At 65.7% G+C, this 26,243-nt stretch carries 24 protein-coding genes; 13 read left to right on the top strand and 11 right to left on the bottom strand.

Annotation, left to right across the window (positions count from 1 at the left end; all coding sequences use genetic code 11):
- Positions 1–139: 139 nt before the first annotated feature.
- Positions 140–562 carry a tellurite resistance TerB family protein gene (locus M622_RS21680; RefSeq protein WP_021247643.1) on the top strand — a complete coding sequence of 141 codons (423 nt, stop codon included), beginning with the start codon at positions 140–142 and terminating at the stop codon, positions 560–562.
- A 46-nt stretch (positions 563–608) separates the two neighbouring features.
- Positions 609–1,082: a phosphate-starvation-inducible PsiE family protein gene (locus tag M622_RS21675; RefSeq protein ID WP_021247642.1), complete on the top strand. Its 474-nt coding sequence runs from the start codon at positions 609–611 to the stop codon at positions 1,080–1,082.
- A gap of 115 nt (positions 1,083–1,197) precedes the next feature.
- On the opposite strand, the gene M622_RS21670 is transcribed toward M622_RS21675, so the two are convergent.
- The 4 genes from M622_RS21670 to M622_RS21655 form a co-directional block, all read right to left on the bottom strand.
- On the bottom strand, positions 1,198–2,142 hold the full coding sequence (locus M622_RS21670) for a ribose-phosphate diphosphokinase (RefSeq protein WP_217995292.1): 945 nt from the start codon (positions 2,140–2,142) through the stop codon (positions 1,198–1,200).
- Between the two features lie 119 nt (positions 2,143–2,261).
- Positions 2,262–3,482 carry an exo-beta-N-acetylmuramidase NamZ family protein gene (locus M622_RS21665; protein WP_021247640.1) on the bottom strand — a complete coding sequence of 407 codons (1,221 nt, stop codon included), beginning with the start codon at positions 3,480–3,482 and terminating at the stop codon, positions 2,262–2,264.
- The gene (locus M622_RS21660; RefSeq protein ID WP_040830183.1) at positions 3,479–4,126 is read right to left on the bottom strand and encodes a DOMON-like domain-containing protein; all 648 of its coding nucleotides are present in this window, start codon (positions 4,124–4,126) and stop codon (positions 3,479–3,481) included. The genes M622_RS21665 and M622_RS21660 overlap by 4 nt, the downstream gene beginning before the upstream one ends.
- Before the next feature lie 124 nt (positions 4,127–4,250).
- Positions 4,251–5,096, bottom strand: a complete 846-nt coding sequence (locus tag M622_RS21655) for a mechanosensitive ion channel family protein (protein ID WP_021247638.1) — start codon at positions 5,094–5,096, stop codon at positions 4,251–4,253.
- A gap of 251 nt (positions 5,097–5,347) precedes the next feature.
- Between M622_RS21655 and M622_RS21650 the strand changes: the two genes are divergently transcribed.
- Entirely contained in the window at positions 5,348–6,655 is a 1,308-nt protein-coding gene (locus M622_RS21650) for a tryptophan--tRNA ligase (RefSeq protein ID WP_021247637.1), read from the top strand.
- An 85-nt stretch (positions 6,656–6,740) separates the two neighbouring features.
- Here the strand turns inward: M622_RS21650 and proX are convergent, their stop codons facing one another.
- The 3 genes from proX to proV all read right to left on the bottom strand — a co-directional run bounded on the left by proX (position 6,741) and on the right by proV (position 10,170).
- Complete coding sequence (gene proX, locus M622_RS21645) at positions 6,741–7,760, bottom strand: glycine betaine/L-proline ABC transporter substrate-binding protein ProX (RefSeq protein WP_021247636.1); 1,020 nt, start codon at positions 7,758–7,760, stop codon at positions 6,741–6,743.
- Positions 7,761–7,822: 62 nt separating this feature from the next.
- Complete coding sequence (gene proW / locus M622_RS21640; protein ID WP_021247635.1) at positions 7,823–8,965, bottom strand: glycine betaine/L-proline ABC transporter permease ProW; 1,143 nt, start codon at positions 8,963–8,965, stop codon at positions 7,823–7,825.
- Positions 8,962–10,170, bottom strand: coding sequence for a glycine betaine/L-proline ABC transporter ATP-binding protein ProV (gene proV / locus M622_RS21635; RefSeq protein ID WP_031346048.1), 1,209 nt, complete (start codon positions 10,168–10,170; stop codon positions 8,962–8,964). The genes proW and proV overlap by 4 nt, the downstream gene beginning before the upstream one ends.
- Positions 10,171–10,580: 410 nt before the next feature.
- On the opposite strand from proV, the gene M622_RS21630 reads away from it, so the two are divergent.
- The gene (locus tag M622_RS21630; protein ID WP_031346047.1) at positions 10,581–11,711 is read left to right on the top strand and encodes a trans-sulfuration enzyme family protein; all 1,131 of its coding nucleotides are present in this window, start codon (positions 10,581–10,583) and stop codon (positions 11,709–11,711) included.
- A gap of 192 nt (positions 11,712–11,903) precedes the next feature.
- Positions 11,904–15,167 carry a transglycosylase domain-containing protein gene (locus M622_RS21625; protein WP_021247632.1) on the top strand — a complete coding sequence of 1,088 codons (3,264 nt, stop codon included), beginning with the start codon at positions 11,904–11,906 and terminating at the stop codon, positions 15,165–15,167.
- Here the strand turns inward: M622_RS21625 and M622_RS0119700 are convergent.
- Entirely contained in the window at positions 15,070–15,999 is a 930-nt protein-coding gene (locus M622_RS0119700; protein WP_031346044.1) for a LysR family transcriptional regulator, read from the bottom strand. The genes M622_RS21625 and M622_RS0119700 overlap by 98 nt on opposite strands.
- Positions 16,000–16,144: 145 nt before the next feature.
- Here M622_RS0119700 and M622_RS21620 point away from each other — a divergent pair, with 145 nt between their 5' ends.
- Entirely contained in the window at positions 16,145–17,083 is a 939-nt protein-coding gene (locus M622_RS21620) for a sodium-dependent bicarbonate transport family permease (protein WP_021247630.1), read from the top strand.
- 91 nt (positions 17,084–17,174) lie between these two features.
- On the opposite strand, the gene M622_RS0119695 is transcribed toward M622_RS21620, so the two are convergent.
- The gene (locus M622_RS0119695; protein WP_021247629.1) at positions 17,175–18,710 is read right to left on the bottom strand and encodes an MFS transporter; all 1,536 of its coding nucleotides are present in this window, start codon (positions 18,708–18,710) and stop codon (positions 17,175–17,177) included.
- 302 nt (positions 18,711–19,012) lie between these two features.
- On the opposite strand from M622_RS0119695, the gene M622_RS21615 reads away from it, so the two are divergent.
- The 3 genes from M622_RS21615 (at position 19,013) to M622_RS21605 (ending at position 21,463) form a co-directional block, all read left to right on the top strand.
- Positions 19,013–19,492, top strand: coding sequence for a PACE efflux transporter (locus M622_RS21615; protein WP_021247628.1), 480 nt, complete (start codon positions 19,013–19,015; stop codon positions 19,490–19,492).
- 1 nt (position 19,493) lies between these two features.
- Positions 19,494–20,519 carry a UDP-N-acetylmuramate dehydrogenase gene (murB, locus tag M622_RS21610; protein ID WP_021247627.1) on the top strand — a complete coding sequence of 342 codons (1,026 nt, stop codon included), beginning with the start codon at positions 19,494–19,496 and terminating at the stop codon, positions 20,517–20,519.
- 146 nt (positions 20,520–20,665) lie between these two features.
- Entirely contained in the window at positions 20,666–21,463 is a 798-nt protein-coding gene (locus tag M622_RS21605; protein WP_031346039.1) for a type IV pili methyl-accepting chemotaxis transducer N-terminal domain-containing protein, read from the top strand.
- Between the two features lie 8 nt (positions 21,464–21,471).
- Here M622_RS21605 and dksA read toward each other — a convergent pair whose 3' ends face one another.
- Together dksA and M622_RS21595 are read right to left on the bottom strand one after the other, a co-directional pair.
- Complete coding sequence (gene dksA, locus M622_RS21600; RefSeq protein WP_021247625.1) at positions 21,472–21,906, bottom strand: RNA polymerase-binding protein DksA; 435 nt, start codon at positions 21,904–21,906, stop codon at positions 21,472–21,474.
- Positions 21,907–22,032: 126 nt separating this feature from the next.
- A complete protein-coding gene (locus tag M622_RS21595) occupies positions 22,033–22,461 on the bottom strand; it encodes a TOBE domain-containing protein (RefSeq protein ID WP_021247624.1) in 429 nt (142 codons plus the stop codon).
- Between the two features lie 210 nt (positions 22,462–22,671).
- Here M622_RS21595 and M622_RS21590 point away from each other — a divergent pair, with 210 nt between their 5' ends.
- From M622_RS21590 to modC, 4 genes are read left to right on the top strand one after another with little or no spacing between them, the layout of a single operon-like run.
- Positions 22,672–23,493 carry a TOBE domain-containing protein gene (locus M622_RS21590; RefSeq protein WP_031346038.1) on the top strand — a complete coding sequence of 274 codons (822 nt, stop codon included), beginning with the start codon at positions 22,672–22,674 and terminating at the stop codon, positions 23,491–23,493.
- A gap of 35 nt (positions 23,494–23,528) precedes the next feature.
- The gene (gene modA, locus M622_RS21585; RefSeq protein WP_021247622.1) at positions 23,529–24,284 is read left to right on the top strand and encodes a molybdate ABC transporter substrate-binding protein; all 756 of its coding nucleotides are present in this window, start codon (positions 23,529–23,531) and stop codon (positions 24,282–24,284) included.
- A 15-nt stretch (positions 24,285–24,299) separates the two neighbouring features.
- Entirely contained in the window at positions 24,300–24,980 is a 681-nt protein-coding gene (gene modB, locus M622_RS21580; protein WP_021247621.1) for a molybdate ABC transporter permease subunit, read from the top strand.
- A gap of 17 nt (positions 24,981–24,997) precedes the next feature.
- Complete coding sequence (gene modC / locus M622_RS21575; RefSeq protein WP_021247620.1) at positions 24,998–26,131, top strand: molybdenum ABC transporter ATP-binding protein; 1,134 nt, start codon at positions 24,998–25,000, stop codon at positions 26,129–26,131.
- Positions 26,132–26,243 lie beyond the last annotated feature (112 nt).

Genomic DNA, 26,243 nt, shown 5'->3' with positions numbered 1-26,243 from the left:
AAAATCGATCATTCATCAAAAGATACTCGACTTTTTAAAGGGATGACTCACCGCTAGAGTGGATTCCGCTGCCTCGCAAAACGGGCTTCGGCCAATGCGACAGCGATCACGACCCAACCACTCCTGAGGAGATTGCACCATGCGTCACTACAAAACCAACAGCACGCCCGCCGTTGCCCGCCTTCTCGCCGCAACTGTGCTCGCCGATGGTGGGCTGGGCCAGGACGAATTCGATACCGCCATGCAAACCGAGCTCGCCGCCCGACTGAGCATCGGCCAGGTGGAGTTTGAACGCATCCTGCGTGAATACTGCGATGACCTGCTGATGGGGGCGAACTACCTTGACGCCGTTCATCTGAAACTGGCCGACGAAGCCTTTGCCTTGTTGCTCGAAGACATCCGCGACCCGGCGCTACAGGCCGCGCTACTGCAGGCGATGCAGGACGTGGTCAAGGCCGACGGCGTCGAAACCGCCAGCGAGGTCGATCTGCTCGGCCACGCCTTGCAGAAATGGGGCCTGAGCCCGATGACGGTTCCCGCTCGCACGCGGGAACTGAACTGAGGACCAAGGGGCGGCCTGCCGCCGCCCCTGTCTTGTTGAGAACATCATGAACATAGCACCGGACAAACTGCTCGCCGGTGGTGAAAACCAGCTCGGTGAGCGCGCTGACGACCCTTTGGTCGATCGGCTGCATTGGATCATCCGCCAGTCAATCCGTGTTCTTGCGATTCTGATGGTGGTGGTGATTTTGCTGAGCGTGGCCGATGTGGTGCTGGTGCTCTACGAAAAGCTCGCAAGCCCACCTGTTTTTCTGCTGCGGCTGGATGATATTTTTGTTGTCTTCGCAGCTTTTCTCGCGGTTCTGATTGCGATCGAGATCTTCGTCAATATCACGCTCTACCTGCGCGATGACGTCATCCACGTCAAGCTCGTGATCGCCACCGCGCTGATGGCCATTGCGCGCAAGGTGATCGTGCTCGACCTGCAGACCTTGGCACCGACCTACCTGCTCGGTATCGGCGCCATCGTTCTTGCCTTGGGTGTCACCTATTGGCTGGTGTCGGCGTCACGACCCGATTGAGCGCTGCACGCAGCGCCGCTGCTGATGAAGATGCGGGTCGCGAATGGCAAGGCTGAACCGTATCCTGCACGAGCCGGGCGCGCTGATTTGCGGCCCGCCTGGCCCGCTTGCGCCTTTACTCGAACAGCGCGCCCACGCTCTGCCCACCGTGGATGCGCTCGATCGCGGCGGCGAACAGCGGCGCCACGCTGAGCGTCGTGATCTTCGCCAGGCGCTTTTCTTCGGGCAGACCAACGGTATTGGTGACCACCACCGAATCGATGTCGGCGTCACGCAGACGCTCGATGGCCGGGCCGCACAGCACACCGTGCACGGCACCGGCATGGATGCTGCGCGCGCCGGCGGCTTTCAGGGTGGCGACGGTGGACACCAGGGTGCCGCCGGTGGAAATCTCATCTTCAAAGATCACCACGTCACGACCGCGCACGTCGCCAACCACCTCGCCGTGCTTGACGTCGGTGTCGCTGACGCGGCGCTTGTCGATGATCGCCATCGGGATGCCGAGGCGCTCGGAGAAGCGCCCGACGCGCTTGGCGCCGCCGGCGTCAGTGGCTACCGCGACCATGTTGGACAGGTCGTGATGGCGGCGGAAATGCTCGGCGATGGCCGGGATGGCGGTGAGGTGATCGACCGGAACGCTGAAAAAGCCATGCACCTGGTCGGCGTGCAGATCCATGGTGAGCACACGGTCGGCACCGGCGGTCTTGAGCATGTCGGCGATGAGGCGGCCGGTGATGGAGATGCGCGGCGCGTCCTTCTTGTCGGAGCGCGCATAGGAGTAATACGGGATCACCGCGGTGATGCGTTGCGCCGAGGCGCTGCGCATGGCGTCGAGCGTGATCATCAGCTCCATGATGTGCTCGCTCACCGGCTCGGTGAAGGACTGTACGACATACACGTCGCGCTCGCGCACATTCTCTTGCACCTGCACGCGCAGGTTGTCATTGGAGAAGCGTGAAATATCCAGCTGACCGAGGCGCAGGCCAAGACGTTGACATATTTCGCCCGCAAGTTCGCGGCTGGCGTTGCAGGCAAAGATCTGGAGGCCGTGTTTCATCACGCAAGGGCTCGCTTGTAAAAAGTGGGTTGCAGGTCGTGTCGCCTGACTCTTTTACCCCGACTGCGGCCGCGCGTGAAGGGGCGAAGCCCTCGTATTTTCCGGGGTGCAGGCAGACGGGTTCAGGCCGGGTAGAGCAGATAGGGGCGCCGGGTCTCCATCCAGGCCGCTTCGTCTGCGCCAGCGAGCTCATCGAGGTCGAGCGGGCTGGCGGTGGCGTCGTCCACCCATTGGCGCAGTAGCGGCGAGCCGTTGATGAGGTCGATTGCGATGCGGTCGAATTCGTACTCATAGCCAAAGTCGCGCCACAGCGGGTAGTCAGGCTGGAGTTGGCGGATGGCCTTGAAGGCCAGCGCCTGCAGCCGCCAGGGGCGGAAGGCGGCGTGATCGTAGTGCGTGGGGTCTTCGACGTGAATCTGTATGCCGGCGCACAACTCGCCGGCGTGCTTGTGGAAAGTGGGCTCGAACCAGCATGTGCGTAGCACGCAGCCGTGCAGCCAGTCGGGTGCCAGGCTACGCATGGTGGTGATGAGCGCAGCGGCGTCGAGCGCGGGCGCGCCGAACAGCTCCAGCGGACGGGTGGTGCCGCGGCCTTCGGACAGGGTCGTGCCTTCGAGCATCACCGTGCCGGCGTAGGCGCGTGCCATCGACAGGTTGGGTGCATTGGGGCTGGGGTTGATCCAGCTGCGCTCACCCAGCGGCCAGCCGTAACCGGGCGCGAGGTCGGGTCGCCAGCCCTCCATTTCGATCACACGGCAATCGACGTTCAGCCCCAGGGTGGCGACAAACCAGCGCGCCAGTTCGCCCATCGTCATGCCGTGGCGCATCGGCAGCGCGCCGGCGCCGACGAAACTTTCCCAGCCCGGGCGCAGGGTCAGGCCTTCGACCGGGCGGCCGACCGGGTTGGGGCGATCGAGCACCCACACCGATTTGCCGTGGCGGGCCGCTTCTTCGAGCACATAGCGCAGCGTGGTGATGAAGGTGTAGATGCGACAGCCGAGGTCCTGCAGGTCGACCAGCAGCACGTCGAAGCTGTCCATCATCGCCGCGCTCGGGCGGCGTAGCTCGCCATACAGGCTGAACACCGGAATGCCCAGCAGCGGGTCGATGTAGTCGGCCGACTCGACCATGTTGTCCTGCTTGTCGCCGCGCAGACCGTGCTGCGGGCCGAAGGCGGCTGACAAGGTGAGGTCGGGCAGGGCGGCGAGGGCGTCGAGCGCATGCGTCAGTTCGCGTGTTACCGACGCCGGGTGGGCGAGCAGGGCGACGCGTTTGTCAGCCAGCGGCTGGCGTAGCGCAGGGTCGGTGAGCAGGCGGTCGAGGCCGAAACGGACGCTGCTCATCGGGATTTTTCACTGGGCTCGGCCCAGGTCTTGAACATCAGCACGAAGCTGTCGCGCGCATGGAAATCCGGTTCGCCTGGACCATGTTGCACCGCCCAGTACTCGAGCTCGCCGTCGGCGCGTTCGATGACGGCGGCGAGGCTGAGCTCGAATTCAGTGCCGGGCGCTGCCGCCGGCAGCGCGTCTGCGGGCAGGCATGCTTCGAGCCAGACCTCCTTGTCGTCGCGCTCGAAGCGCAGCTGCGGAGCGGCCGCGAGGCGGAAATCGTCGTTGCGCTCGCGCTCGGCGCGAAAGTCGTAGACCGCCCACTGGCCCGAGGGCGAGAAGTTGAATTCGCGATATGCGGGCTCGCCCTTGATGCCGATGAAGACTTCGAAGCAGGTGTGCTTCCACAGTTCGTCGGCCGGGCCCGGCCTGGCTGGGGGCGGAATGCGCAGGCCGTCGAGCTCCGTGTCTTCGAGCTTGAACTCGAACACCGCCGTGCCATCGGGCGCGGCGTACATCGTCGCCAGCAGCATGCCCACCGCCGACACACGGGCGGGGGCGCTGTCCGTGCCGGCTTCGAGCGGGCGGGTCGCGGGGTGAGGGCGCAGGCCGACGGTGATGGTCGGCACGCGGGGTCGTTCGGGTGGGGGCAGGCTCACGATGGAATCGACGCTGAGTGGTTCAAGGAGGGCGGGGCGGGCGCTGATGGAAAGAGCACCAGCGAACGCAGGCGCAATGGTATCCCGATCGACGTCTGCTGCGCCTGTCCGCGCCTGATACCGGTCAGCGCTTGAGCTCCTGTGCGGGGGCGGCGTGCACCACGTGCTGGTACATGTCCATCTGCGGGTAGGGGATGGTGATGCCGTTCTCGTCGAAGGCGATCTTCATGTTTTCCTTCAGGTCGCACATGGCGCCGAAGTAGTCGTCTGTCCTGACCCACGGCCGGACGTGGATGTTGACGCTGCTGTCGGCCAGATCGGCGACGCCGATGAAGGGTGCGGGATCGGCCAGCACACGCGGCTCGGCCTTGAGCACCTGCTCGATGATGGTCTTCACCTTGCGGATGTCGTCGTCGTAGCCGATGCCGAACAGCAGGTCGATGCGCCGCGTGGGGCGGGCGGAGTAGTTGGTGATCACGCCGGAGTAGATGGCGCCGTTGGGCACGATGATCTCGCGGTTGTCCACGGTGCGGAAGGTGGAGCTGAAGATGTTGATCATTTCCACCACGCCCGAGGTGCCACCGGCCTCGACGAAGTCGCCAGCCTTGAAGGGGCGGAACAGGATCAGCATGACGCCGGCGGCGAAGTTCTTCAGCGAGTCCTGAAGCGCCAGGCCAACGGCCAGACCAGCGGCTGCAATCAGCGCCACCAGCGAGGTGGTGTCCACGCCGAGTCGATTGAGGGCGGCGATGATGACGACCAGCCACAGCACGCCGTTCAGGATCGAGACGATGAAATTCACCAGAATCACATCGATGCGCGCGCGGGTGAGCAGCTTGCGCGCCACGCCCACGACGATGCCCGCGATCCAGCGCCCGACAATGAAGGTGCCGATGGCAAGCAGCACATTGATGCCCCAGGGCAGGGCGTAGGTGCTTATCCAGTCCAGGTTGGTGAGGTCTTCCAGCATGGGTTCAGGGCTCCTTGTTCGATTTTTTCAGTGGGGTGAATGTGCCCGGGGGCGGGTGTGCAGCCAGGCGGCAACTGCGTTTTGTCTTCGAACGCCGGGTGTTGTTCCGTGCATTTCCTGTTCGCCTGCGCTGCTGGCTGGGGCAGGGCTGTGGCCGCCGAGCCTGGAATGGTACGCGTCGTGCGCCTTATCCCGTCGCGCGTAAGCCGTTAAACTCGCGCTCTTTGTCCAAGTTTCTGCCGGAGCGATCCATGACTGTCCAGCGCGTCCTCACCGGGATCACCACCTCGGGCACGCCTCATCTCGGCAACTACGCCGGTGCCATCCGCCCGGCGATCGCCGCCAGCCAGCGTGCGGGGGTGGAGAGCTTTTACTTCCTCGCCGACTACCACGCCCTCATCAAGACCACCGATCCCTTGCGCGTGCAGCGTTCGACGCTGGAAATCGCCGCCACCTGGCTTGCCGCCGGGCTGGACACCGAGCGCGTGTGGTTCTATCGCCAGTCCGACATCCCCGAGATCCCCGAGCTCACCTGGCTGGTCACCTGCGTGGCCGGCAAGGGCCTGCTCAACCGTGCCCATGCCTACAAGGCGGCGGTGGACAGGAACCTCGCTGAGGGCGTTGACGCGGACGCTGGCGTCAACATGGGTCTGTACATGTACCCGGTGCTGATGGCGGCCGACATCCTGCTGTTCAAGGCGCATTCGGTGCCGGTGGGGCGTGACCAGATCCAGCATATCGAGATGGCGCGCGACATCGCCGGCAGCTTCAACCACATCTACGGCGAACACTTCGTGCTGCCCGAGGCCGCGATCGACGCTTCGGTCGCCACCTTGCCCGGACTCGACGGGCGCAAGATGAGCAAGAGCTACGACAACACCATTCCCTTGTTTGCCCCGCCCGCCGAGCTGAAGAAGTTGATCTTCTCCATCGTCACCGACTCGAAAGCGCCGGGTGAGCCCAAGGACGCCGATACATCGGCGCTGTTCGAGCTCTACCGCGCTTTCGCCAGCGCCGAGGAAACACGCGCGATGCGCGCCGCGTTCGAGTCCGGCATCGCCTGGGGCGAGGCCAAGCAGGCGCTGTTCGACAAGATCGAGAGCAGCGTCGCACCGATGCGGGAAAAGTACGACGCCTTGATCGCCGATCCGACCCAGATCGAACGCCTGCTGCACGAGGGCGCGGCCAAGGCGCGCGCGATCGCCACGCCTTTCATTGGCGAGTTGCGCCATGCCGTTGGTCTGCGCAATCTGGCCGCGGCGGCCAGGCCGGTGGTGAGCGCAAAGGCCAAGGCTGCGCTGCCCCAGTTCAAGCAATACCGCGAAGCCGACGGCCGCTTTCACTTCAAGCTCGTCGATGCCGAAGGGGGGCTGCTGCTGCAGGGCGAGGGCTTTGCCTCGCCGCGCGAGGCCGGTGGTGTGGTGTCGGCACTGAAGCAGGGCGCAGCCTTCGAGATGAAGGGCAACGCGCTGTGGCTCGCAGGTGCGCCGGTGGGTGTGCTGGCGGACGGTGTGGACGCGGCAACGCTGAGTGCGGCACTCGCTGCCTTGGGGAGCTGACAGGCACCCAGATGGAAAACGCCCGCCCGCGGCTGCTCGGTGGCAGCCAGGGGCGGGCGCTGAGGTGGCCGACGCAGGCGAGTGCTTACTGCGGCGCCGCTGCGCGCGCGGCCTTGAGCCAGCCCTGGTAAACGTCGGCGTGGCCCTTGATCCAGCCTGCGACGTGGCGCTCGATGTCGGCCTCCTTGTCCTCGCCGTCACGCATGCGCTTGTTCTGCGCGCTGATGTCGTTGTTCGACAGCTTCATGACGGCAAACAGTTTCGCCGCCGCCGGATTGGCCATGGCCCATGCGCGGTTGGCGACGATGTGCTGCTTGTTGGCCTGGAAACCATAGTTGGAGCCGTCCGGCAGGGCGGTGTCGACATCCTTGCGTTCGCCCGGCAGGGCCGAGAACGGCACCTGCAGCCAGGTCACGTCCTTGCCCGGAACCAGCACGCCACTCACCCAGTACGGTGTCCAGGTGTAATAGAGCACGGCCTGCCCCTGCTGCTGGCGGGTGATGGTGTCGGCGATGATGGCGGCGTAGGAGCCTTGCTTGTGCGTGACTGCGTCGCGCAGGCCATAGGTGTCGAGGTGGTGCTCGATGACTTTCTCGCAGCCCCAGCCCGGGTTGCAGCCGGCGAGGTCGGCCTTGCCGTCGCCGTCGGTGTCGAACAGCTTGGCGATGGCGGGGTCCTTGAGCTGATCGATGCTCTTGATGCCGTACTGGTCTGCGGTCTTCTTGTCGATCAGGTAGCCCTGCAGCGCGCCGTCCGAATACACGCCCTGACGATACAGCTTGGCGTCGCCGCCGGCCTTTTCGTAGAAATCCACATGTAGTGGATCCCAATGGTCGGCCATGAAGGTGGCGTCGCCGTTGCCGATTGCGATATGGCCGGCGGCGTATTCGATTTCCTTGATGGGCTCGACCTCATAGCCCAGGTCCTTCAGCGCCTGCATGACGAGCAGGGTCTGGAAGGTCTCTTCGGCGATCGAGCTCTTCAGCGGCTGCACCTTCACCCCCGCGCCCGGCATTTCGGCAGCATGGGCGTGGAAAGGGGCGGCAGCGGCCAGGGCGATGGCGGCGCCACCGAGAATGTTCTTGAGGAAACGTCTTTTTTGCATGCAGGACTCCTGTGTGGGTGCGGTAATGAGTGTGTCAGTAAGGGGATAGGCCGGTGTCGGGATCAGGCGCGTTGCTGTGCGCCGATGTCGGTCTCGTCGGCTGGGTGCTGAGCTGGCTTGGGCTGGCGTTTGCCGAACAACAGCCCGAGGGGGCCACTTTCGTACCAGCGCCCGCTCTTGCGCTCCTGTGTGGCCATGGCCTGGGTGATGCGATCGAGGATGATGGCGAGGATGACGATGCCCAGCCCGCCTATCGTTGCCAGGCCCATGTCGAGGCGGCCGATGCCGCGCAGCACCATCTGGCCCAGCCCGCCCACGGCGATCATCGAGGCGATCACCACCATCGACAGCGCCAGCATCAGCGTCTGGTTGATGCCGGCCATGATGGTCGGCATCGCCAGCGGCAGCTGCACGCGGGTGAGTAGCTGCCACGGTGAGGCGCCGAACGCGAGCGCGGCCTCGATCAGGTCCGGGCGCACCTGGCGGATGCCCAGGTTGGTGAGCCGGATCAGCGGTGGGAGCGCGAACACGATCGTCACCACCACGCCGGGTACGTTGCCGATGCCGAACAGCATCACCACCGGCACCAGATAGACGAAAGCGGGTGTGGTCTGCATGGCGTCGAGCACAGGGCGGGCGAGCTTCTCCAGGCGCTCGCTGCGTGCCATCAGGATGCCCAGCGGCAGGCCCAGCAGCATGCAGAACACGACCGAGGTAAGTACCAGCGACAGCGTCACCATGGCTTCGCTCCAGGCGCCGATGAAGCCGATCACCAGCAGTGACAGGACAGTGCCGAACGCCAGCCGGCGCCCGCTCGCCTGCCAGGCGATGAGCCCGATGAGGGCAATCATCAGCAGCGGCGGCACCGCCAGCAGCCCATGCTCGATACCGTTCAGCGTGGCATCGATGGGCACGCGCACGGCCTGGAAGGCGGGGCGAAAGTTGTCCACCGTCCACGTCAGGCCACTGTCCACCCACTCGTCAAGGGGGATCACCGCGCCGTCGAAGGGCTGGGCCCAGTCGAAGGCCGGTGCGCTGGCATCGCCGGGCAGCGCGGCCTCGATCAGCCAGTCGTCAGCGCCGGGTGCGCTCGTCGCGGCGCTGTCGTCGGCGCTCGTGCTGCCCCAGGGATTGCTGGGTGCTGCCGGGGCAGGGGTGGTTTCAGTGCTTGTCGCCCACGGATTGGAGGTGTCTTGATCGCTCATTGGCTCGTCTCCGAGTTTTGTGCATGCAGGAACTCGAGCATCGTGTTGCGGGTGATGGAGCCGCGGTAGCGGCCCTTGGCGTCAACCACCGGCAGGCCGTAGGGATGCTGGGTCAAGGGTTCGTAGAGGCCGGCGATGGGGCAGTCGTGGGCCACGCTTTCGACGCCAGGCAGGAAGGCCTCGCGAAGCTTGGGGTTGTCGCTGCTGCGCGCCACTTTCTTCAGCGAATCCACCGACACCACGCCCATCAGCCGCTGGTCCGGGCTGACCACGTAGCCGAATTCGCGGTCGTGGCTGCGCAGCCGTTCGAGGGCGCTGTGCACGCCCATGCCGGCGTGGTCGATGATGTTGACCTGGGTGCGGCGGGCGAGATCGGCCGCCGACAGGATGGAGCTGGCGTCCACGCCGCGGAAGAAGGACCTCACATAGTCATTGGCCGGCTTGCGCAGGATCTCCTCGGCGGTGCCCACCTGGACCACGTTGCCACCTTCCATGATGGCAATGCGGTCGCCGATGCGGATGGCCTCGTCGAGGTCGTGGGAGATGAAGATGATGGTGCGCTTGTGGCCGGCCTGCAGCTTGACCAGTTCGTCCTGCATCTCGGCACGGATCAGGGGGTCGAGCGCGGAGAAGGCCTCGTCCATGAGCAGGATGTCGGGGTCGTTCGCCAGGGCGCGGGCGAGGCCGACGCGCTGCTGCATGCCGCCCGAGAGCTCGTCCGGATAGCTCTCCGCCCATTGCGCCAGCCCGACCTGTTCAAGCGCGACCATGGCGCGTTGGGTGCGTGTCTGCTCCGCTTCGCCGGCGAGCATGAGGCCGAAGGCCGTGTTCTCCACCACGCTCAGGTGCGGCATGAGCGCAAAGGACTGAAACACCATGCTCATGTGCTTGCGCCGAAAATCACGCAGCTCGGTGTCGGACATGCGCGCGATGTCGCGGCCATCGACCAGCACCTGGCCGGCGGTCGGTTCGATCAGCCGGTTGAGCAGCCGCACCAGGGTGGATTTTCCCGAGCCCGACAGGCCCATGACCACGAAGATCTCGCCCTCATTGACCTCGAACGAGGCGTCATTGACGCCCAGGGTCTGGCCGCTGCGCGCGAAGATCGCGGCTTTGTCCAGCCCTTGCTCGACCATTTTCATGGCCTCGCGGGGATGCTCCCCGAAGACCTTGTATAGATTCTTTACGACAAGTTTTGCCTGCATCGATGAGTCGCTGGCGCAGCGATCAGCCAGGTATGGCAACAGCGCAGGGGAGAAACCGGCCCACAACAAATGGCCGGAAAAGAGCCGGCCATGCCGCCAGGGTGGCGGAGATGCATTTGCAGTCGGTAACGCCGGGACGCAGCACGAAGATCAACCACAGAACAGGCTGTGCTATGTGCTACTGAAACGCCAGCATTTAGAGTTGTAAGGTTTGTATTCTAGCAAATATATTTGTATCAATGTAAATAATACTCTTTTCACCTGGCTGCAGCTCGCGCAGCATGCAGTCCTGCCAGCTTGATGCTTGCCTGTGGTCGATGCGTGCGCGCTCGGGGCGCAGGCGGCGGCATGCTGCATTAAGATGACTGGCTCATCCGTTCAGCTCCCGGAGCCGCACCGAAATGTCCGTCATGCCTTCACTTGAAACCCTCACCGTTCATGGTCTTGGCCGTGTTGCCGAGCCTTATCGGGACATCGTCCCGCCCATCCACCTGGCCAGCACCTTCGAGCGTGGAGAGGATGGCGGCTATCCCGGAGGGCGGATGTACTCGCGTGACGGCAGCCCGGCCTACATCGAGGTGGAAGAGGTATTGCGCCAGCTCGAAGGCGGTACGCAGGCGCTCGTGTTTGCCTCCGGTCATGCCGCAGCAAGCGCTGTGTTGCAGGCATTGCAGGCGGGCGATCGCGTCGTGGCGCCACGGGCCATGTACTGGGGTTTGCGCAAGTGGCTGCTGGACCTGGCCGAGCACGGCTACATCGAGCTCGCCTTCTACGACAACGTCGACCTCGCCGATCTCGACCGTCAGCTCGCCGCCGCGCCCACCCGTCTGCTGTGGATAGAGACCCCGGCCAACCCGACCTGGGAAGTGACCGATCTGCGCGCTGCGATCGCGCTCGCGCAAAAGCATGGCGCGCACACGCTGGTGGACTCCACCGTGGCCACGCCGGTGCTGAGCCAGCCGTTGGCGCTGGGTGCCGACATCGTCCTGCATTCGGCCACCAAGTATCTCAACGGGCATTCCGATGTCGTCGCCGGAGCCCTCATCACGCGTGAGGATTCGGCGCTGTGGCAGCGCGTGCGCAGCATGCGCAACCTCGGGGGCGCGGTGCTGGGGCCGTTCGAGGCCTGGCTGCTGCTGCGAGGCATGCGTACCCTGCACCTGCGCGTGCGCGCCGCCTGCGCCAATGCGCTGCAGCTGGCGGGCGCGCTCGAGCAGCACCCAGCGGTTGCACAGGTGCTGTATCCGGGCCTGCCCTCGCATCCGGGGCACGCGATCGCTGCGGCGCAGATGAGCGGAGGCTTCGGCGGCATGCTGTCGATCCGGGTGCGGGCGGGTGAGGACGCTGCGCGTGAGGTGGCGGCGCGGGTGCGGGTGTTCAAGCGCGCCACCTCGCTGGGCTCGGTCGAGAGCCTGATCGAGCACCGTGCCAGCGTGGAGGGGCCGACCAGTCGCTGCCCGCCGGACCTGTTGCGGCTGTCGGTGGGCATCGAGCCGGTGGCGGACCTGCTAGAGGATCTGCAGCAGGCGCTTGGCGTTTGAGCGCCTGCGGCGTGACAGCACGCTGGCGGCCGCTTCGCCTGCCGATCTGGCTTCCTGTTGTGTGGCTGTAACAGTGTCATTTTTCCGCACCAAATTGCGGATAATTGACGCAATGCAATATCGATCCGTCACGCGGTGAATTCCCGCACACCCTCTTCCGCCCGCAGGTCTGTCACATCGCGCCCGCGTCGCGTGCGGCCGCTGCATGTGCTGGGCGCGGCAATCCTGATCAGCGTGCTGGTGGCGCTGGTGGCGGGGGGCGTGTTGCTGGCGCACGAACTGCACAACTCGCGCCTGCAGGCGCGCCTCATCAGCCGCCATGCTGCACAGCTCGACTATGCGCGCGTTGCAGGCCACAGCGATGCCGTGCGCTATCCGGCACACGGCCCCTTCGATCAGCGCCTGGGCTACACTGAGCTGCCGCGTTTCATCGAGCGTCTGCAAGCGCGTGGTTTCGCCCTCACTGCCCAGACCCGCTTCAGCCCGGCTTTGCTGGACTACGTCGATCAGGGGTTCTCCCCGCCCTATGCGGAGAAAACGCGCGCCGGGCTCGATGTGCGCGATTGTCGTGGCGCACCGCTCTACGACTTTCGCTACCCCGAGCGCAGCTACGCCGACTTTGCCGCCGTGCCCGCGGTGGTGGCGCAGACCTTGCTGTTCATCGAGAACCGCGATCTGCTCGATGAGTCGCGGCCGACGCTGAACCCGGCGGTGGACTGGCCGCGTTTCGCGCGCGCTGCGCTGGCGCAAGTGGGGCGCATGTTCAATGCCGACCTTGACGCCCCGGGCGGCAGCACGCTGGCGACGCAGATCGAGAAGTACCGCCATTCGCCCGACGGCATCACCTTTGATGCGCGCGAGAAGCTGCGCCAGATGGTGTCGGCCAGCGTACGCGCCTACCGCGAGGGCGAGAATACGCTGCCGGTGCGCCGCCGCCTGGTGCTGGACTACCTCAACACTGTGCCGCTCTCGGCCGCGCCCGGCCATGGCGAAGTCAATGGCCTGGGCGACGGCTTGTGGGTGTGGTTTGCGGCGGACTTTGCCCGTGTCAATGCGCTGCTGTCGGCGGTGGATGGGCAGGGTGAGGTCTTGCGCGCGCAGGGCCGGGCGCTGCGCCAGGTGGTGGCGTTGATGATTGCCCACCGTCGCCCGACCTGGTATCTGGCGCGTGGCCGCGACGAACTGAGCCGCAGCACCGACGCCCACCTGCGCCTGCTGGCCGGCGCAGGCATCATCAGCGCGGCGCTGCGTGAGGCCGCACTGGCACAACCCCTGTCATTCCGTGAGCTCGCCGCTGACCCGGCCTTGCTGCCGGCGCGCCCGGGCAAGGGCTCGACCGCTGTGCGCGCACGCCTGGCGGGCATGCTCGGCAGCTCGCTGTACAGCCTCGATCGGCTCGACGCCGAGCTTGACGCCACGCTGCATGGCGACTTGCAGCAGGCGGTCGGTACTTACCTGAACCGCCTGTCCGACGCCGACTTCGCCCGCAGCCAGGGCCTGCTCGGTGAGCGCATGCTGGTGCCGGCGAGCTTGGGTGCGGTGCGTTACAGCTTCACCCTGGTCGAACGCACGCCCGGCGGCAACCGCGTGCGCGTGCAGACCGACACCACCGACCAGCCGCTCGACATCAACGAGGGCAGCAAGCTCGAGCTCGGCTCCACCGCCAAGCTGCGCGTGTTGAGCACTTACCTCGAGATCGTGGCTGAAGTGCACGCCCGCCTTGCCGTGCTCGACGTGCCGGCGCTGCGCCGGGTGGAGGTCGCACGCCAGGACAGGCTCACGCGCTGGGCCATCGACCATCTGGCGACCACCAGCGACCGTAGCTTGCCGGCCATGCTCGAGGCCGCGCTCGAACGCCGTTTCTCCGCCAGCCCGGGCGAGAGTTTCTTTACCGGCGGGGGTGTGCATACTTTCGGCAACTTCAACGCCAGCGACAATGGCCGCGAACCCACCCTGCGCGAAGCGCTGCGGGCCTCGATCAACCTGCCTTTCGTGCGCCTGATGCGCGAGATCGTGCGCTACACCATGTACCAGGTGCCGGGCAGCACGGCGCAGCTGCTGGAAGACGCCGAGGACCCGCGCCGCGCCGAGTATCTGGCGCGTTTCGCCGACCGTGAGGGGCAGACCTTCGTGCGCCGCTTCTGGCGCAAGTACGAGGGGCGCTCGGCAGAAGAGATGCGCAGCTTGCTGCTCGACGGCCTGCGCCCCAGCGCCGAGCGCCTGTCGGCGGTGTTTCGCTATCTCGAACCGGAAGCGCCGCCGGCCGCGCTCGCCGCCTTCCTCGCACGTCGCCTGGGCGATGCCGCGCTGACTGAGGCGCGCATTGCCCAGCTTTACAGCCGTAACGCGCCGCAAGCCTTTGATCTGCCCGATCGCGGCTATGTGGCGCGCGTGCATCCGCTCGAGCTGTGGCTGGTCGGCTATCGCATGCAGCACCCCCAGGCCAGCCTGGCCGATGCGCTGGCGGCCAGCGCCGAGCAGCGTCAGGCGGTGTACCGCTGGCTGTTTCGCACGCGCTCGCGCAGCGCGCAGGATTCGCGCATCTTCACCATGCTCGAGGTCGAGGCCTTCCTCGACATCCATAGGCGCTGGGCGCGGCTGGGCTATCCCTTCGGCCATCTCGTGCCCTCGCTGGCAACGGCCCTGGGCAGCTCGGGAGACCGTCCGGCGGCGCTCGCCGAGTTGATGGGCATCATCGTCAACGACGGCGTGCGCCTGCCAACGCTGCGCATCGACCGCCTGCGCTTCGCCATGGCCACGCCCTACGAGACCGCCTTCGCGGTGCGCGCGGGCGCGGGCGAGCAGGTGATGGCGCCGGAGGTGGCAGCAGCCCTGCGCGGGGCGCTGTCGGATGTGGTTGAAAGTGGCACCGCACGTCGCCTGGCGGGCAGTTTCCGGCTTGCCGATGGCAGCGAGCTGACCTTGGGCGGCAAGACCGGTACTGGCGACAACCGCATCGTCATCGGGGGGCGTGCAGGCACGGCGCTCAACCGCACGGCGACCTTCGTGTTCTATCTCGGCCCGCGCCATTTTGGCGTGCTCACCGCCTACGTGATCGGAGCTGACGCGGCCGCCCATCGTTTTACTTCGGCGCTGCCGGTGCAGATCCTGAAGTCGATGGCGACGGCGCTGCTGCCGCAGCTGGAGGCGGGTGCGGACAAGGCGTGTCCGGCGCTGGAAGAGCTGATGCCAGCAGGCGGGCAGGCCGCGCCGGTGAACGGTGACCTTGCAGCCGGTGACCTTGTAGCCAGGGAAGAGGCTGTAGCCAGGGACGAAGTTGTGGCGGGTGGCGAGGTCGCGGCCCGTGATGCCGCACCCTTGCCGCGCCTGCGCATGGGGCGCATCGACGGTGGCGCGGCTAGTGCCGTGCCGCTGCCAGCCGTGCCTGTGCCGCCCGATTCAGCTCCGGAGCGCGTGCCTGCAGAAAGCGTAGAAAGGCATCCGCCAGCGGAGTGAGGCGTTTGCCGCTGGGATGCACCACCTGCCAGTGGGTAATGACCGGCGTGTCTTCAACCGCCAGGACGGCAATGCCCTCTTCGGCCGCATGCGCGAGCGCGTGTGCCGACATCAGTGACAAGCCCAGTCCGCCCGCCACCGCCTGCCTGACGGCTTCGTTGCTGCCCAGCTCCAGGCGCGGGCGCAGCGTCAGGCCATGGCTGGCGAAGAAGGCTTCTGCCGCCTGACGTGTGCCCGAGCCGGGCTCACGCAAGACGAACTCCTCATCGGCCAGCGCACTCGGCGCCACGCCGCTGTGGCTGGCCAGCGCATGGTCGGCGGCGGCGATCACCACCAGCGGGTTGGCGAGAAAGGGCGTGGCGACCACCGGCGGCGCCAGCGGTGGGCGGCTCATGATGTAGAGGTCGTCGAGGTTGTCTGCCAGCCGGCGCAGCACGGCGTCGCGGTTCAATACCACCAACGACACTTCCACCGCCGGACGTTCGCGCCGGAACTCGCCCAGCAGGCGGGGGATGAAGGTCTCCGCGGTGCTGACCACGGCCAGGCGCAGGCGCCCGCCGATGTCGCCGCGCAGCTCGGCAAGCGTCTCGTCGAGCAGCTCGAGCTCCTGCTCCAGCCGCGTTGCGCTTGCCACCACGACCTCGCCCGCCGGTGTCAGATGCAGGCGGCGGCCGACGCGCTCGAACAGTGGCAAGCCGACCTGTTCGGCGAGCTGGCGCAGCTGGGTCGACAGCGTGGGCTGGGTGAGGTGCAGGCGCTGGGCGGCGCGCGAGACGCTGCCCTCGCGGGTGACGGCGAGTAGCAGGCGTAGTTGGTGAAGGGTCAGGCGCATGATTTATACATAGATAAAAATCTATAAAAACAAAAAGAATAAATGATTTTTCTGTATGTGTGCGCTGCGGCAAAATGCGCCTCAAGCCATCCCAGGCAGCCGCTGCTACGCGCGGCCTACCCGTACATTCTCAGGAAACCAGACGATGATCGATGCTGTTCCCTTCTTTTTTGCCCTCGGCGCTGTGGCCTCGCTGCTCAAGAGTGGCCTGCGCCTGCCGGCGGCAGTGTTTGAAACCCTGTCCATCTACCTGCTGCTGGCCATCGGCCTGAAGGGCGGGGTGGAGATTGCACGCGCGGAGAATGTCGCCCTGTGGCGCGATGCTGGGCTGGCCATGGGCCTGGGGGCGGTGATCCCGCTTTTCGTGTTTCCGCTCTTCCGCTTGCGCTTTGGCCGGGCCGATGCCGCCTCGCTGGCGGCGCACTATGGTTCGGTGAGCATCGTCACCTTCGCCGTGGGCGCGGCCGTGCTGGCGGGGCGGGGCGTCGAGGTCGAAGGCCATCTCGCGCTGCTGGCGGCGCTGATGGAGGCGCCGGCGCTCATCGTCGCCACCTTGCTTGCGCGCTTGGGCCAGCGTTCCAGCGACGGTAGCTCGGCCACCGCGGCCCTGGTGCACGAAGTGCTGGCAAACAAGAGCGTGCTGTTGCTGGGCGGGGGCATCCTCATCGGCTGGGCGGCTGGCCCCGAAGGTGCGGCGCCGCTGGCGCCCTTGTTCGTGGATCTGTTCAAGGGAGCGCTGTGCCTGTTCCTGCTTGAGATGGGCTTGGTCGCGGCCGAGCGCCTGCCCGATCTGCGCCGTGCCGGGTTGTTCCTGATCGGCTGCGCGCTGAGCTTGCCGCCGGTGCTGGCGCTGGGCGGCTGGGGCGTGGCGCAGGCGATGGATCTGGGTCTGGGCGGCACGGTGCTGATGATGACGCTGGCTGGCAGCGCGTCTTACATTGCCGCGCCCACCGCGATGCGCATCGCGGTGCCCGAGGCCAACCCGGCCCTGGGGGTGGCAGCCGCGCTGGCGGTGACCTTCCCCTTCAACCTGGTGCTGGGGATTCCGCTCTACCTGTGGTGGGCGCAGCGGATGGCAGGCTGAGCTCCGCGTCAGCCTGCGTCGTGACGGCGATTGAAATGAACAAACGCTTCGATTTCCGCTGTTGCGAAGGTTCTGCTGAGGGCGGCAGCAACTATTGGCTCTGCATGGGCGGTATGGAGTCGATGTCCCGACCCTTTTCGGTCGCTGCTGCCGCTGTTTCGGCAGCAGCGACCGCGGGCGCGCCGTCTTCTTCGCCCTTGTCTGCCGTGGCGCAGGCGGGCGCCGAGTCTGTCTCCGCGTCGGGTGACACCATGTCGAGTGCGACCGGCGAGGTGCGCAACATCGGTGCGAATTCCGCCGCCTCATCGATGATTTCGTCCTTGCTGCGCCTGGCCTGCAGCAGCGCGAAAATCGCCAGTGGTGCGAACGAGATGGCAAAGTGCAGGGGCAGACCGGTGGGGCCGACATACTCCAGGAGTCCGCCCGCGATCAGCGGCCCGACCGCTGCGCCGACTCCGTGCAGGAAGAGGATGCCGGTGTTGCCGGCGAGGATGTCGTGCTGATGCAGGTGGTCGATGAGGTGCGCGACCACGATCGGGTAAACGGTGAATGCCGCGCCACCGAAGATGAAGAACCCGACCAGCGCGACCATCTCGAAACTGCCCATCGCGACCATCACCGCAGCGGTGACGGTGGCCGCGGTGGCGACCATGCCGAGGGCTTTGCGGCGATCGCCGCTGTCAGACAGATGGCCGATAGGCCACTGCAGCAGGGCGCCGCCGAGAATGGCGCTGGTCATCAGCATTGCGATGCCGCCGGCGTCGAGGCCGATGCGCTCGCCGTAGATCGGGCCCAGACTCCAGAACGCGCCCATTGCGATGCCTGAAGAGATCGCTCCCACGAAAGCCGCCGGCGCGGCCCGCCACACCATGCCCAGGTCGAGCTTCGCGGCGTGCCCGATCTGGGGTTGCGGCAGGCGTGTCATGGTCATCGGCAGCAGTGACAGGCACACGAAGATGGCGGCAATCGCGAACAGGGTGAAACTCTCCGGCCCGTCCACGCGCAACAGTTGCTGGGCTCCAGCGAGCGCGAGCAGGTTGACCGCCATGTACACGGCAAAGACCTGGCCACGACGTGCGGCGGGGGTTTGCTCGTTGAGCCAGCTCTCGATCACGGCATAGAAGCCCACCAGCGCAACGCCGGTGATGACGCGCAGCAGCATCCAGAACAGGGCATGGACGATGAGGGCGTGCAACAACATGCACACGGCCACCGCCGCGCCGAAGAAGGCGAAGGCGCGTATATGGCCCATGCGCCGGATCAGGCGTGGCGCAATGAAGGTGCCGAGAAAGTAGCCGAGGAAATAGGTGGAGCCGATCAGGCCGAGCGTGGTGTCGGAAAAACCTTCCAGACTGCCACGCAGTGCGACGACGGTATTGAGCAGGCCGGAGCCGAGCAACAAAAGAGCTACACCGGCAAAGAGCGCGCCGGTCGGGAGTAGGGTGGTGAGCATGTATGAAACCTTGCGATGTCGCCGCGTCGCCCAGGACGTGGCGATGGAATCGCTCTGAGAGAGTTGCTTGGGTGAACAGTTTAGCCGCTTGGTGGCATGGATCCAGCCTGCGATGGTGCTGAATCGAAGCTCGGCAGGCTTGGAGTCGGCAAGGAGTCCGGAGGCGGTGCTCATGGCCCGTGTCCGGGGGCTTGGGTTGGAGGCGTTGTAACAGGGTGCAGCCGCGACGCCGTCGTGCACCATCCTGGCGGTGCGCAGCGGAGAGGCCTTGTGCTCGCACGGTCTGGTGTGATGCGTGATGCGCTTGCCAGCTTGACTGTCGATTTGCTACAAGGAAGGTGGCCGCGCACGCGGCCGTTCTGGTTCCGATGCGGGGACGACCCCGCCCGCTGTAAGCGCCGACCGTCGGTTTTTCACGGGACGACCCGTGTTGGGGGAGCTTGTCCCCGGTTTCGCTTGCCTTGCAGGATTCAATTGTGTCATCCAAACCCAAGCTTCGCTCCTTCGGCGATCGGCTGCGCCAGATTGCGCTGTTCGAAATCGGCGGACTGCTGCTGATCACGCCGCCCTTCGCATGGGCGAGCGGCGTGCCCATTGCCGAGTCGATCGGTCTGCTTGCCGTGCTGGCGCTGATCGCCTCGATCTGGAATGGCAGCTACAACACCTGCTTCGACTGGGTGGAGGGACGCGTCACCGGGCGCACTGCCGACCGCCGCCCCTTCCGCCTGCGCTGCGCGCACGCGCTGGGCTTTGAGATGGGCTTGTTCTGCATGACCTTGCCGATCATCGTGTGGTGGACCGCGATGGGCTGGGTCGAGGCGGCGATCGCCGATATCGGCCTGGCAGTCACCTATACCGTGTATGCCTTGCTGTTCAACATGGGTTACGACCGCGTATTCCCCATTGAGCAGGCGCCGGGCGCAGCTGCGGTCGACAAGATCGTGCTGGAGCGCTGAGATGGGAGCCTCGCCTGGGGTGGAGCTGGATGTCGATCTGTCTGCGCTCAATACCTTTGGGCTGCGCGCACGCGCAGCGCGCCTGGTGCGCCTGCGCTCGGCCGAGCAGCTTGCGGCGGTGATCGCCGAGCCCGCCTGGGCGAGCGCGCCACGGCTGGTGCTTGGGGGGGGCAGCAATGTGGTGTTGTGCGGCGATTTTTCCGGCACGGTGCTGAAAGTCGAGATCAGGGGGCGGCGCCTGGTGCGAGAGGAGGCGGCGGCCTGGATCGTCGAGGCGGCGGGTGGCGAGAGCTGGCACGATTTCGTGCGCTGGACGCTGGCGCAGGGCTGGCCAGGCCTGGAAAACCTGTCGCTGATCCCGGGCACGGTGGGCGCAGCCCCGATCCAGAACATCGGCGCCTATGGCCTTGAACTGGCCGAGCGCTTCGAGGGGCTGGACGCGCTCGATCTGCGCAGCGGAGCACGTCAGAGCTTTGGTCTGCAGGACTGTGCCTTCGGCTATCGCGACAGCGTGTTCAAGCGCAATCCGGGGCGCTGGCTGGTCACGGCCGTGCGTTTTCGGCTGCCGCGACCGTGGCAGGCGCGACTGGCTTATGCCGAACTGGTGCACGAAGTGCAGGCAGCCGGCGTGAGCTCGCCCACCGCGCTCGACATCTCCGACGCGGTGTGCGCGATTCGTCGGCGCAAGCTGCCCGATCCGGCAGAAATCGGCAATGTAGGCAGCTTCTTCAAGAACCCGGTGGTGGATGCAGCACATGGTGCCCGCCTGCTGGCAGGCCACCCCGCAATGCCGCACTACCCACAAGCGGACGGGCGCGTGAAGCTGGCTGCGGGCTGGCTGATCGAGCAGGCCGGCTGGAAGGGGCGGGATCTCGGTGCGGTGGGCAGCTTCGAGCGCCAGGCGCTGGTGCTGGTCAATCGTGGCGGGGCGACGGGTACGGACCTCATGCGCCTGGCCCAGGCCATCATGGCCGATGTCGAAGCAGGCTTCGGGGTGCGACTGGAGCCTGAACCGGTCTTCGTTTAGACCGCGGCCCGCCTCAAGATGACGCGGAGCGCGCGCGGCACCGCGAGCTTGCAACAGAAATACTTGAGCAAGGTCATGAAGCATCTCAGTCGTCGAGCATAAACTGCAAGCCCTGCTGCAGTGCTGCCCATTTTAGGGATTCCCGAATGATCCGCTTTGTCTCTCGTCCTCGCGCTGTCTTGCTTGCGCTGCTGTGCGCCCTGGCTTTGATGCCGGCGCTCGCTCAGGCCCAGGTCACCGATCTGAACGCTGCGATCAACAAGGCCGGTCGGGAGCGCATGTTGTCGCAGCGTATGGCCAAGGCCTATCTTCAGCTCGGCCAGAATGTCGACATGACGCGTTCGCGACGTGTGCTGGATGCGTCGGTCGCGCTCTTCGATCGTCAGCTTGTCGAGCTCAAGAACTATGCGCCCAATGCGGATACACGCGCCACCAGCCTGGCGCTCGAAAAGGCCTGGATTGCCTACAAGGATGTGCTGATCGGCATGGCGCCGAGTCAGGAGCGTGCGCCACAGGTGCTGCAGCTTTCCGACGAGGTGCTGGCGCTTGCGAACACGCTGACGACTCAGTTCGAGGCCTTGTCCGGAACGCCGGCGGGCCGTCTGGTCAATCTTGCCGGTCGCCAGCGCATGCTGTCACAGCGTATGGCCAAGCTCTACCAGGCCCTGCACTGGAACCTGCCTGCAGGCAGGATGCGCGAGGATCTCGCGCTCGCGCGCAAGGAGTTCAGCGCCGCGCATGCTGAGCTTGAGGCCGCGCCGCTCAACACCGACAAGCTCAAGCGTGATCTGCAGCTGACGTCCCAGCAGTGGTTCTTCTTTCAGGATGCGCTGGACCAGAAGGAGCAGGACGCGATGACGCGCGCCACCAACGTGGCCAGCACCAGCGAACGCATCCTGGAAATGATGGAAGAGGTGGTTTCGGGCTACGAAGCCCAGCGCTAGACGCGGTCTCAGCCCCGGCGCATCTTGCGCCGCGCTTCGTGGATTTCCTGCGCCTCGACGCTGAGCGTGGCCGTCGGTCGTGCCAGCAGACGCGCAATGCCGATCGGTTCGCCGGTGTCCTCGCACCAGCCATAACTGCCGTTGTCGAGGCGAATCAGCGCCTCATCGATCTTGTGCAGCAGCTTGCGCTCGCGGTCGCGAACGCGCAGTTCGAGGGTGTGGTCCTCTTCGAGTGAGGCGCGGTCCGAGGGGTCGGGCGTGCTCTCGAATTCCTGCAGATGCAGCGTCGTGCGATGTGCGGAGTCGAGCAGTTCGTCACGTTCGTGGATCAGCTTTGCACGAAAGAAAGCCTGTTGCGCTGCGGACATGTAGTCCTTGAGCGGGGCCTTGCGAATTTCCGCCTCGGTGGGCAGGAGTTCGGACGTGGTGGCGGTCTCGTTCATGGTGTTTCCTCCTCCTGGCTGCGATGCGAGCCGAACAGGGGGTTCGTGCGCTTGGCGGCCGATCATTCCGTCAACATACACGGCTATCTGACCGCGTGGCTGCACGAAGTTTGCTATGTCCGAAGTTCAGGCCGGAACGCCAAGGATGATGTTGGAGGCCTTGATCACCGCGCTTGCAGCCACGCCCGGGGCGAGGCCGAGTTCGGCGACGGCGTCGTTGGTGACGATGGCGGTGAGCTCGGTGCCGCCGGGCAGGGTCACCACGACTTCGGCGTTCACTGCGCCTGCGTTGACGCTCGTCACCTTGCCTGCGAGGCAGTTGCGGGCGGACAGGCGAATGCCGCTGGCGTCGGTCATCAGCATCACCCAGGGCGCCTTGATCAAGGCCAGCACCGGCTTGCCCGGCGTCAGCTGCAGGGATTTGACGCTTTCCAGAGTGATGACGGCGACCAGTTTGTCACCGCTGGGGAGTTCGATGCCCACTTCGGCATTGACCGTGCCGCTGTGTACGCTGCCGACAATGCCTTCGAATACGTTGCGCGCGCTTACTTTCATGATTTTTCCTGAGATGGGGTGACGGTAAAGGCGGAGCGAAAAACAGGAGCTTGTGAGTGGCGCACGTTATAGCTTTTAGTGCATATAATATGCGCCGGTATCGTCCTTCCGTCCGCGGACCGAACTGTACATGGATGCGCTGTAAAGAAGCGAGCACGGTAAAGGGACGCTTCTGTGACCTGTAATTATATAAACCTGCGGATATAGTTAATGAAGACCCCGACCGCTACCCGTTTCCACGCCCGCATGTCGCTCGAGACCGAAATTGGCGTGGCGCTCTCCGACACCCGCATCCGCTTGCTGGAAGAAATCGGTCGCAAGGGCTCGATCAATCAGGCTGCCAAGGCGGTGCCGCTGTCCTACAAGGCGGCCTGGGATGCGATCGATACGCTGAACAACCTTGCGCCCGAGCCGCTCGTGGTCCGCGTCACCGGTGGGCGCCAGGGCGGCGGCACCGAGCTGACCGAATACGGGCGCAACATGGTGGCGATGTACCGCGCCCTTGAAATCGAATATCAGGCCGCGCTCGATCGCCTCTCTGCGCGCCTCGATGAGGCCGGTGGCTGCGATGTCAGCGGCTTTCGTCGGCTGATGCGGCGCATGAGCATGAAGACCAGCGCGCGCAACCAGTTCGCCGGCGTGATCACCGGGCTGCGCGATGGTGGGGTCGACTATGAAGTGCGGGTGCGCATCGATGAGCGCACCGAGATTGCCGCCATCATCACTCGCAGCAGCGCAGAAAACCTCGCCCTGGCCATCGGCAAGGAGGTGTTTGCGCTGGTCAAGTCGTCTTCGGTGCTGCTTGCGATCGATCCCGCGCTGCGACTGAGCGCGCGCAACCAGTTGTGGGGCGAGGTCGCCGTCGTGCACGAAGGCCCGGTCAACAATGAAGTCACGCTCGTCCTGCCGTCCGGCCGCAGCCTCACTGCCGTGGTGACGCATGACAGTTGCCGCGCGCTGGGCATCGCGCCCGGTGTCGCTGCCGCCGCCATCTTCAAGGCGTCGAGCGTCATCCTTGGCGCTGCCGAGTGAATCCCCCCCTTGTCTTTCCTCTGGAGAAAGCTGTCATGAACCCCTCGTTGTCCCGCCTCGTCGCTGCCCTGGGCGCAAGTCTCTTCGCCGGCCTCACCCACGCCGCCGAAGTCCACATTGCGGTTGCTGCCAACTTCACCGCGCCGATCAATGAGATCGCGGCCGCGTTCGAGAAGGCCAGTGGGCACAAGGTGATCGCCGCCTTTGGTCCGACCGGTGGTCTCTACACCCAGATCAAGCACGGCGCGCCCTTCGAGGTCTTTCTCGCCGCGGATGACAGCACGCCGGCGCGCCTGGAAACCGAAGGCGAGATCCTCGCCGGCTCGCGCTTCACCTACGCCATTGGCAAGCTGGTGCTGTGGTCGGCCAGCGCGGGCTACGTGGACGCGCAGGGCGAAGTGTTGAGAAGGAATGAATTCAATCACCTCTCCATCGGCAACCCGAAGACCGCGCCTTACGGGCTGGCCGCCACTCAGGTGCTGGCCAGGCTGGGCCTGAGCGAGGCCGTGAAGCCCAAGCTGGTCGAAGGCACCAACATCACCCAGGCCTATCAATTCGTCGCCACCGGCAACGCCGAGCTGGGCTTTGTCGCGCTGTCGCAGGTGTTCAAGGACGGGCAGATCAGCGGCGGCTCGGCGTGGATCGTGCCCGAGGATATGTACGAGCCGATCCGCCAGGACGCCGTCATCCTGAACAAGGGCAAGGACAACCCCGCCGCGGCCGCGCTGGTCGACTACTTGAAGGGGCCGAAGGCTGCGGCCGTGATCAAGTCCTACGGCTACGACCTCTGAGCGCCCGCACCCAGAATGACGCTCTCCGCCGTTGACCTCGCCGCGATCCGGCTGTCGCTGGAACTCGCGGCGCTGACCACCGTGCTCTTGCTGCTGATCGGCACGCCGATCGCGTGGTGGCTGGCGCGCACGCGGTCGCGCCTGAAAGGGCCGGTCGGCGCGGTGGTGGCGCTGCCGCTGGTGTTGCCGCCGACCGTGCTGGGTTTTTACCTGCTGGTGACGATGGGGCCGCATGGTGTCATTGGCAAGCTCACCACCGCGATGGGCCTGGGGACGCTGCCGTTCACCTTTGCCGGGCTGCTCATCGGTTCGGTGTTCTATTCCATGCCTTTCGTCGTCCAGCCACTGCAGAACGCGTTTGAAGCCATCGGTGATCGCCCGCTGGAAGTCGCGGCGACGCTGCGCGCTGGCCCGTGGGACACTTTTTTCACGGTGGTGCTGCCGCTGTCCAGATCCGGCTTCATCACCGCGTCCATTCTTGGATTTGCCCATACCGTGGGCGAGTTCGGTGTGGTGCTGATGCTGGGCGGCAATATCCCGGGCAAGACACGCACGGTGTCGGTGCAGATCTTCGACCACGTCGAATCGATGGAGTACGCCCAGGCGCACTGGCTGGCGGGCGGTATGCTGGTGTTCTCCTTTTTCGTGTTGCTTGCGCTTTATTCCAGCCGGCGCTTCAAGCCGGGGCTGGGTTGAGGACAGGGGGAGCCGTGATGAATGCTGTCGAACCGCACATTGTGTCCAGCCCCACTGGTCCCGCCAATGCAGCACCTGCGGGTGGCATCCACGCCTGCGTTCGCCTCGCCTATCCGGGTTTTGCGCTCGATGTGGACCTGAAGCTGCCCGGGCATGGCGTCAGCGCGCTGTTCGGTCATTCCGGCTCGGGCAAGACCACCTTGCTGCGCTGCATCGCCGGCCTGGAAGCGGCCTCGGTGGGGCGTATCGAGATCAACGGCGAGCTCTGGCAGGACAGCGCCGCGGGCGTTTTCGTGCCCACCCACAAGCGCGCGCTGGGCTACGTCTTTCAGGAGGCCAGCCTGTTTGCGCACCTGTCGGTGCGACGCAACCTGGAATACGGCATGCGCCGCGCCGGGGCGAACAAGGTGTCGTGGGAGCAGGCGGTGGAGCTGCTCGGCATCGGTCATCTGCTCGAGCGCATGCCCGGTCGCCTGTCCGGCGGCGAGCGCCAGCGCGTGGGCGTGGTGCGTGCCCTGCTCACCAGCCCGCGCCTGCTGCTGCTGGACGAGCCGCTGGCGGCGCTGGATCTGAAGCGCAAGAACGAGATCCTGCCCTACCTCGAGCGCCTGCATGACGAGCTCGACATCCCGGTGCTGTATGTCAGCCATTCACCGGACGAAGTGGCACGGCTGGCCGACCACGTCGTGCTCCTCGACCGCGGCGCCGCCATTGCCCAGGGGGGGCTGGCGGAGACGCTGGCGCGGCTCGACCTGCCGACTGCCTTCACCGACGACGCGTGCGCGGTCGTCGACGCGGTGGTCGCCGCGCATGACAAGCGCTATCACCTGACCCGGCTCGAGTTCCAGGGCGGCAGCGTGCGCGTTGCCCTACGCCCGGAGCCGATCGGGCGTCGCCTGCGTTTTCGCGTTCATGCGCGCGATGTCAGTCTTGCGCTCGAGCGCCTCGACGGCAGCACCATCATCAATCTGCTGCCGGTCACCGTCATCGCGGTGGCTGACGCTGACACTCCAGCCCATGTGCTGGTGCGCCTTGACCTCGCAGGCACACCCTTGCTGGCGCGCATCACTCGCCTCTCCCGCGACCAGCTTGGTGTCGCGGCGGGCAAGCACATGTGGGCACAGATCAAGTCCGTGGCCCTGCTGGGTTGAGCGGTGCTGCGCGCCCTCGCACCAACTCCCGTCTTCCCGTCTGCGCGCTGATCCAGCGCGTACTCTTGTGCGCCTGCCGCTTTCGTCCTGGCTACGTTCGGGCGTGTGCGGC

This window comes from Thauera terpenica 58Eu (assembly GCF_000443165.1).
GTDB classification, from domain to species: Bacteria; Pseudomonadota; Gammaproteobacteria; order Burkholderiales; family Rhodocyclaceae; genus Thauera; species Thauera terpenica.
This window is presented reverse-complemented; position numbering and strand designations above follow the sequence as displayed.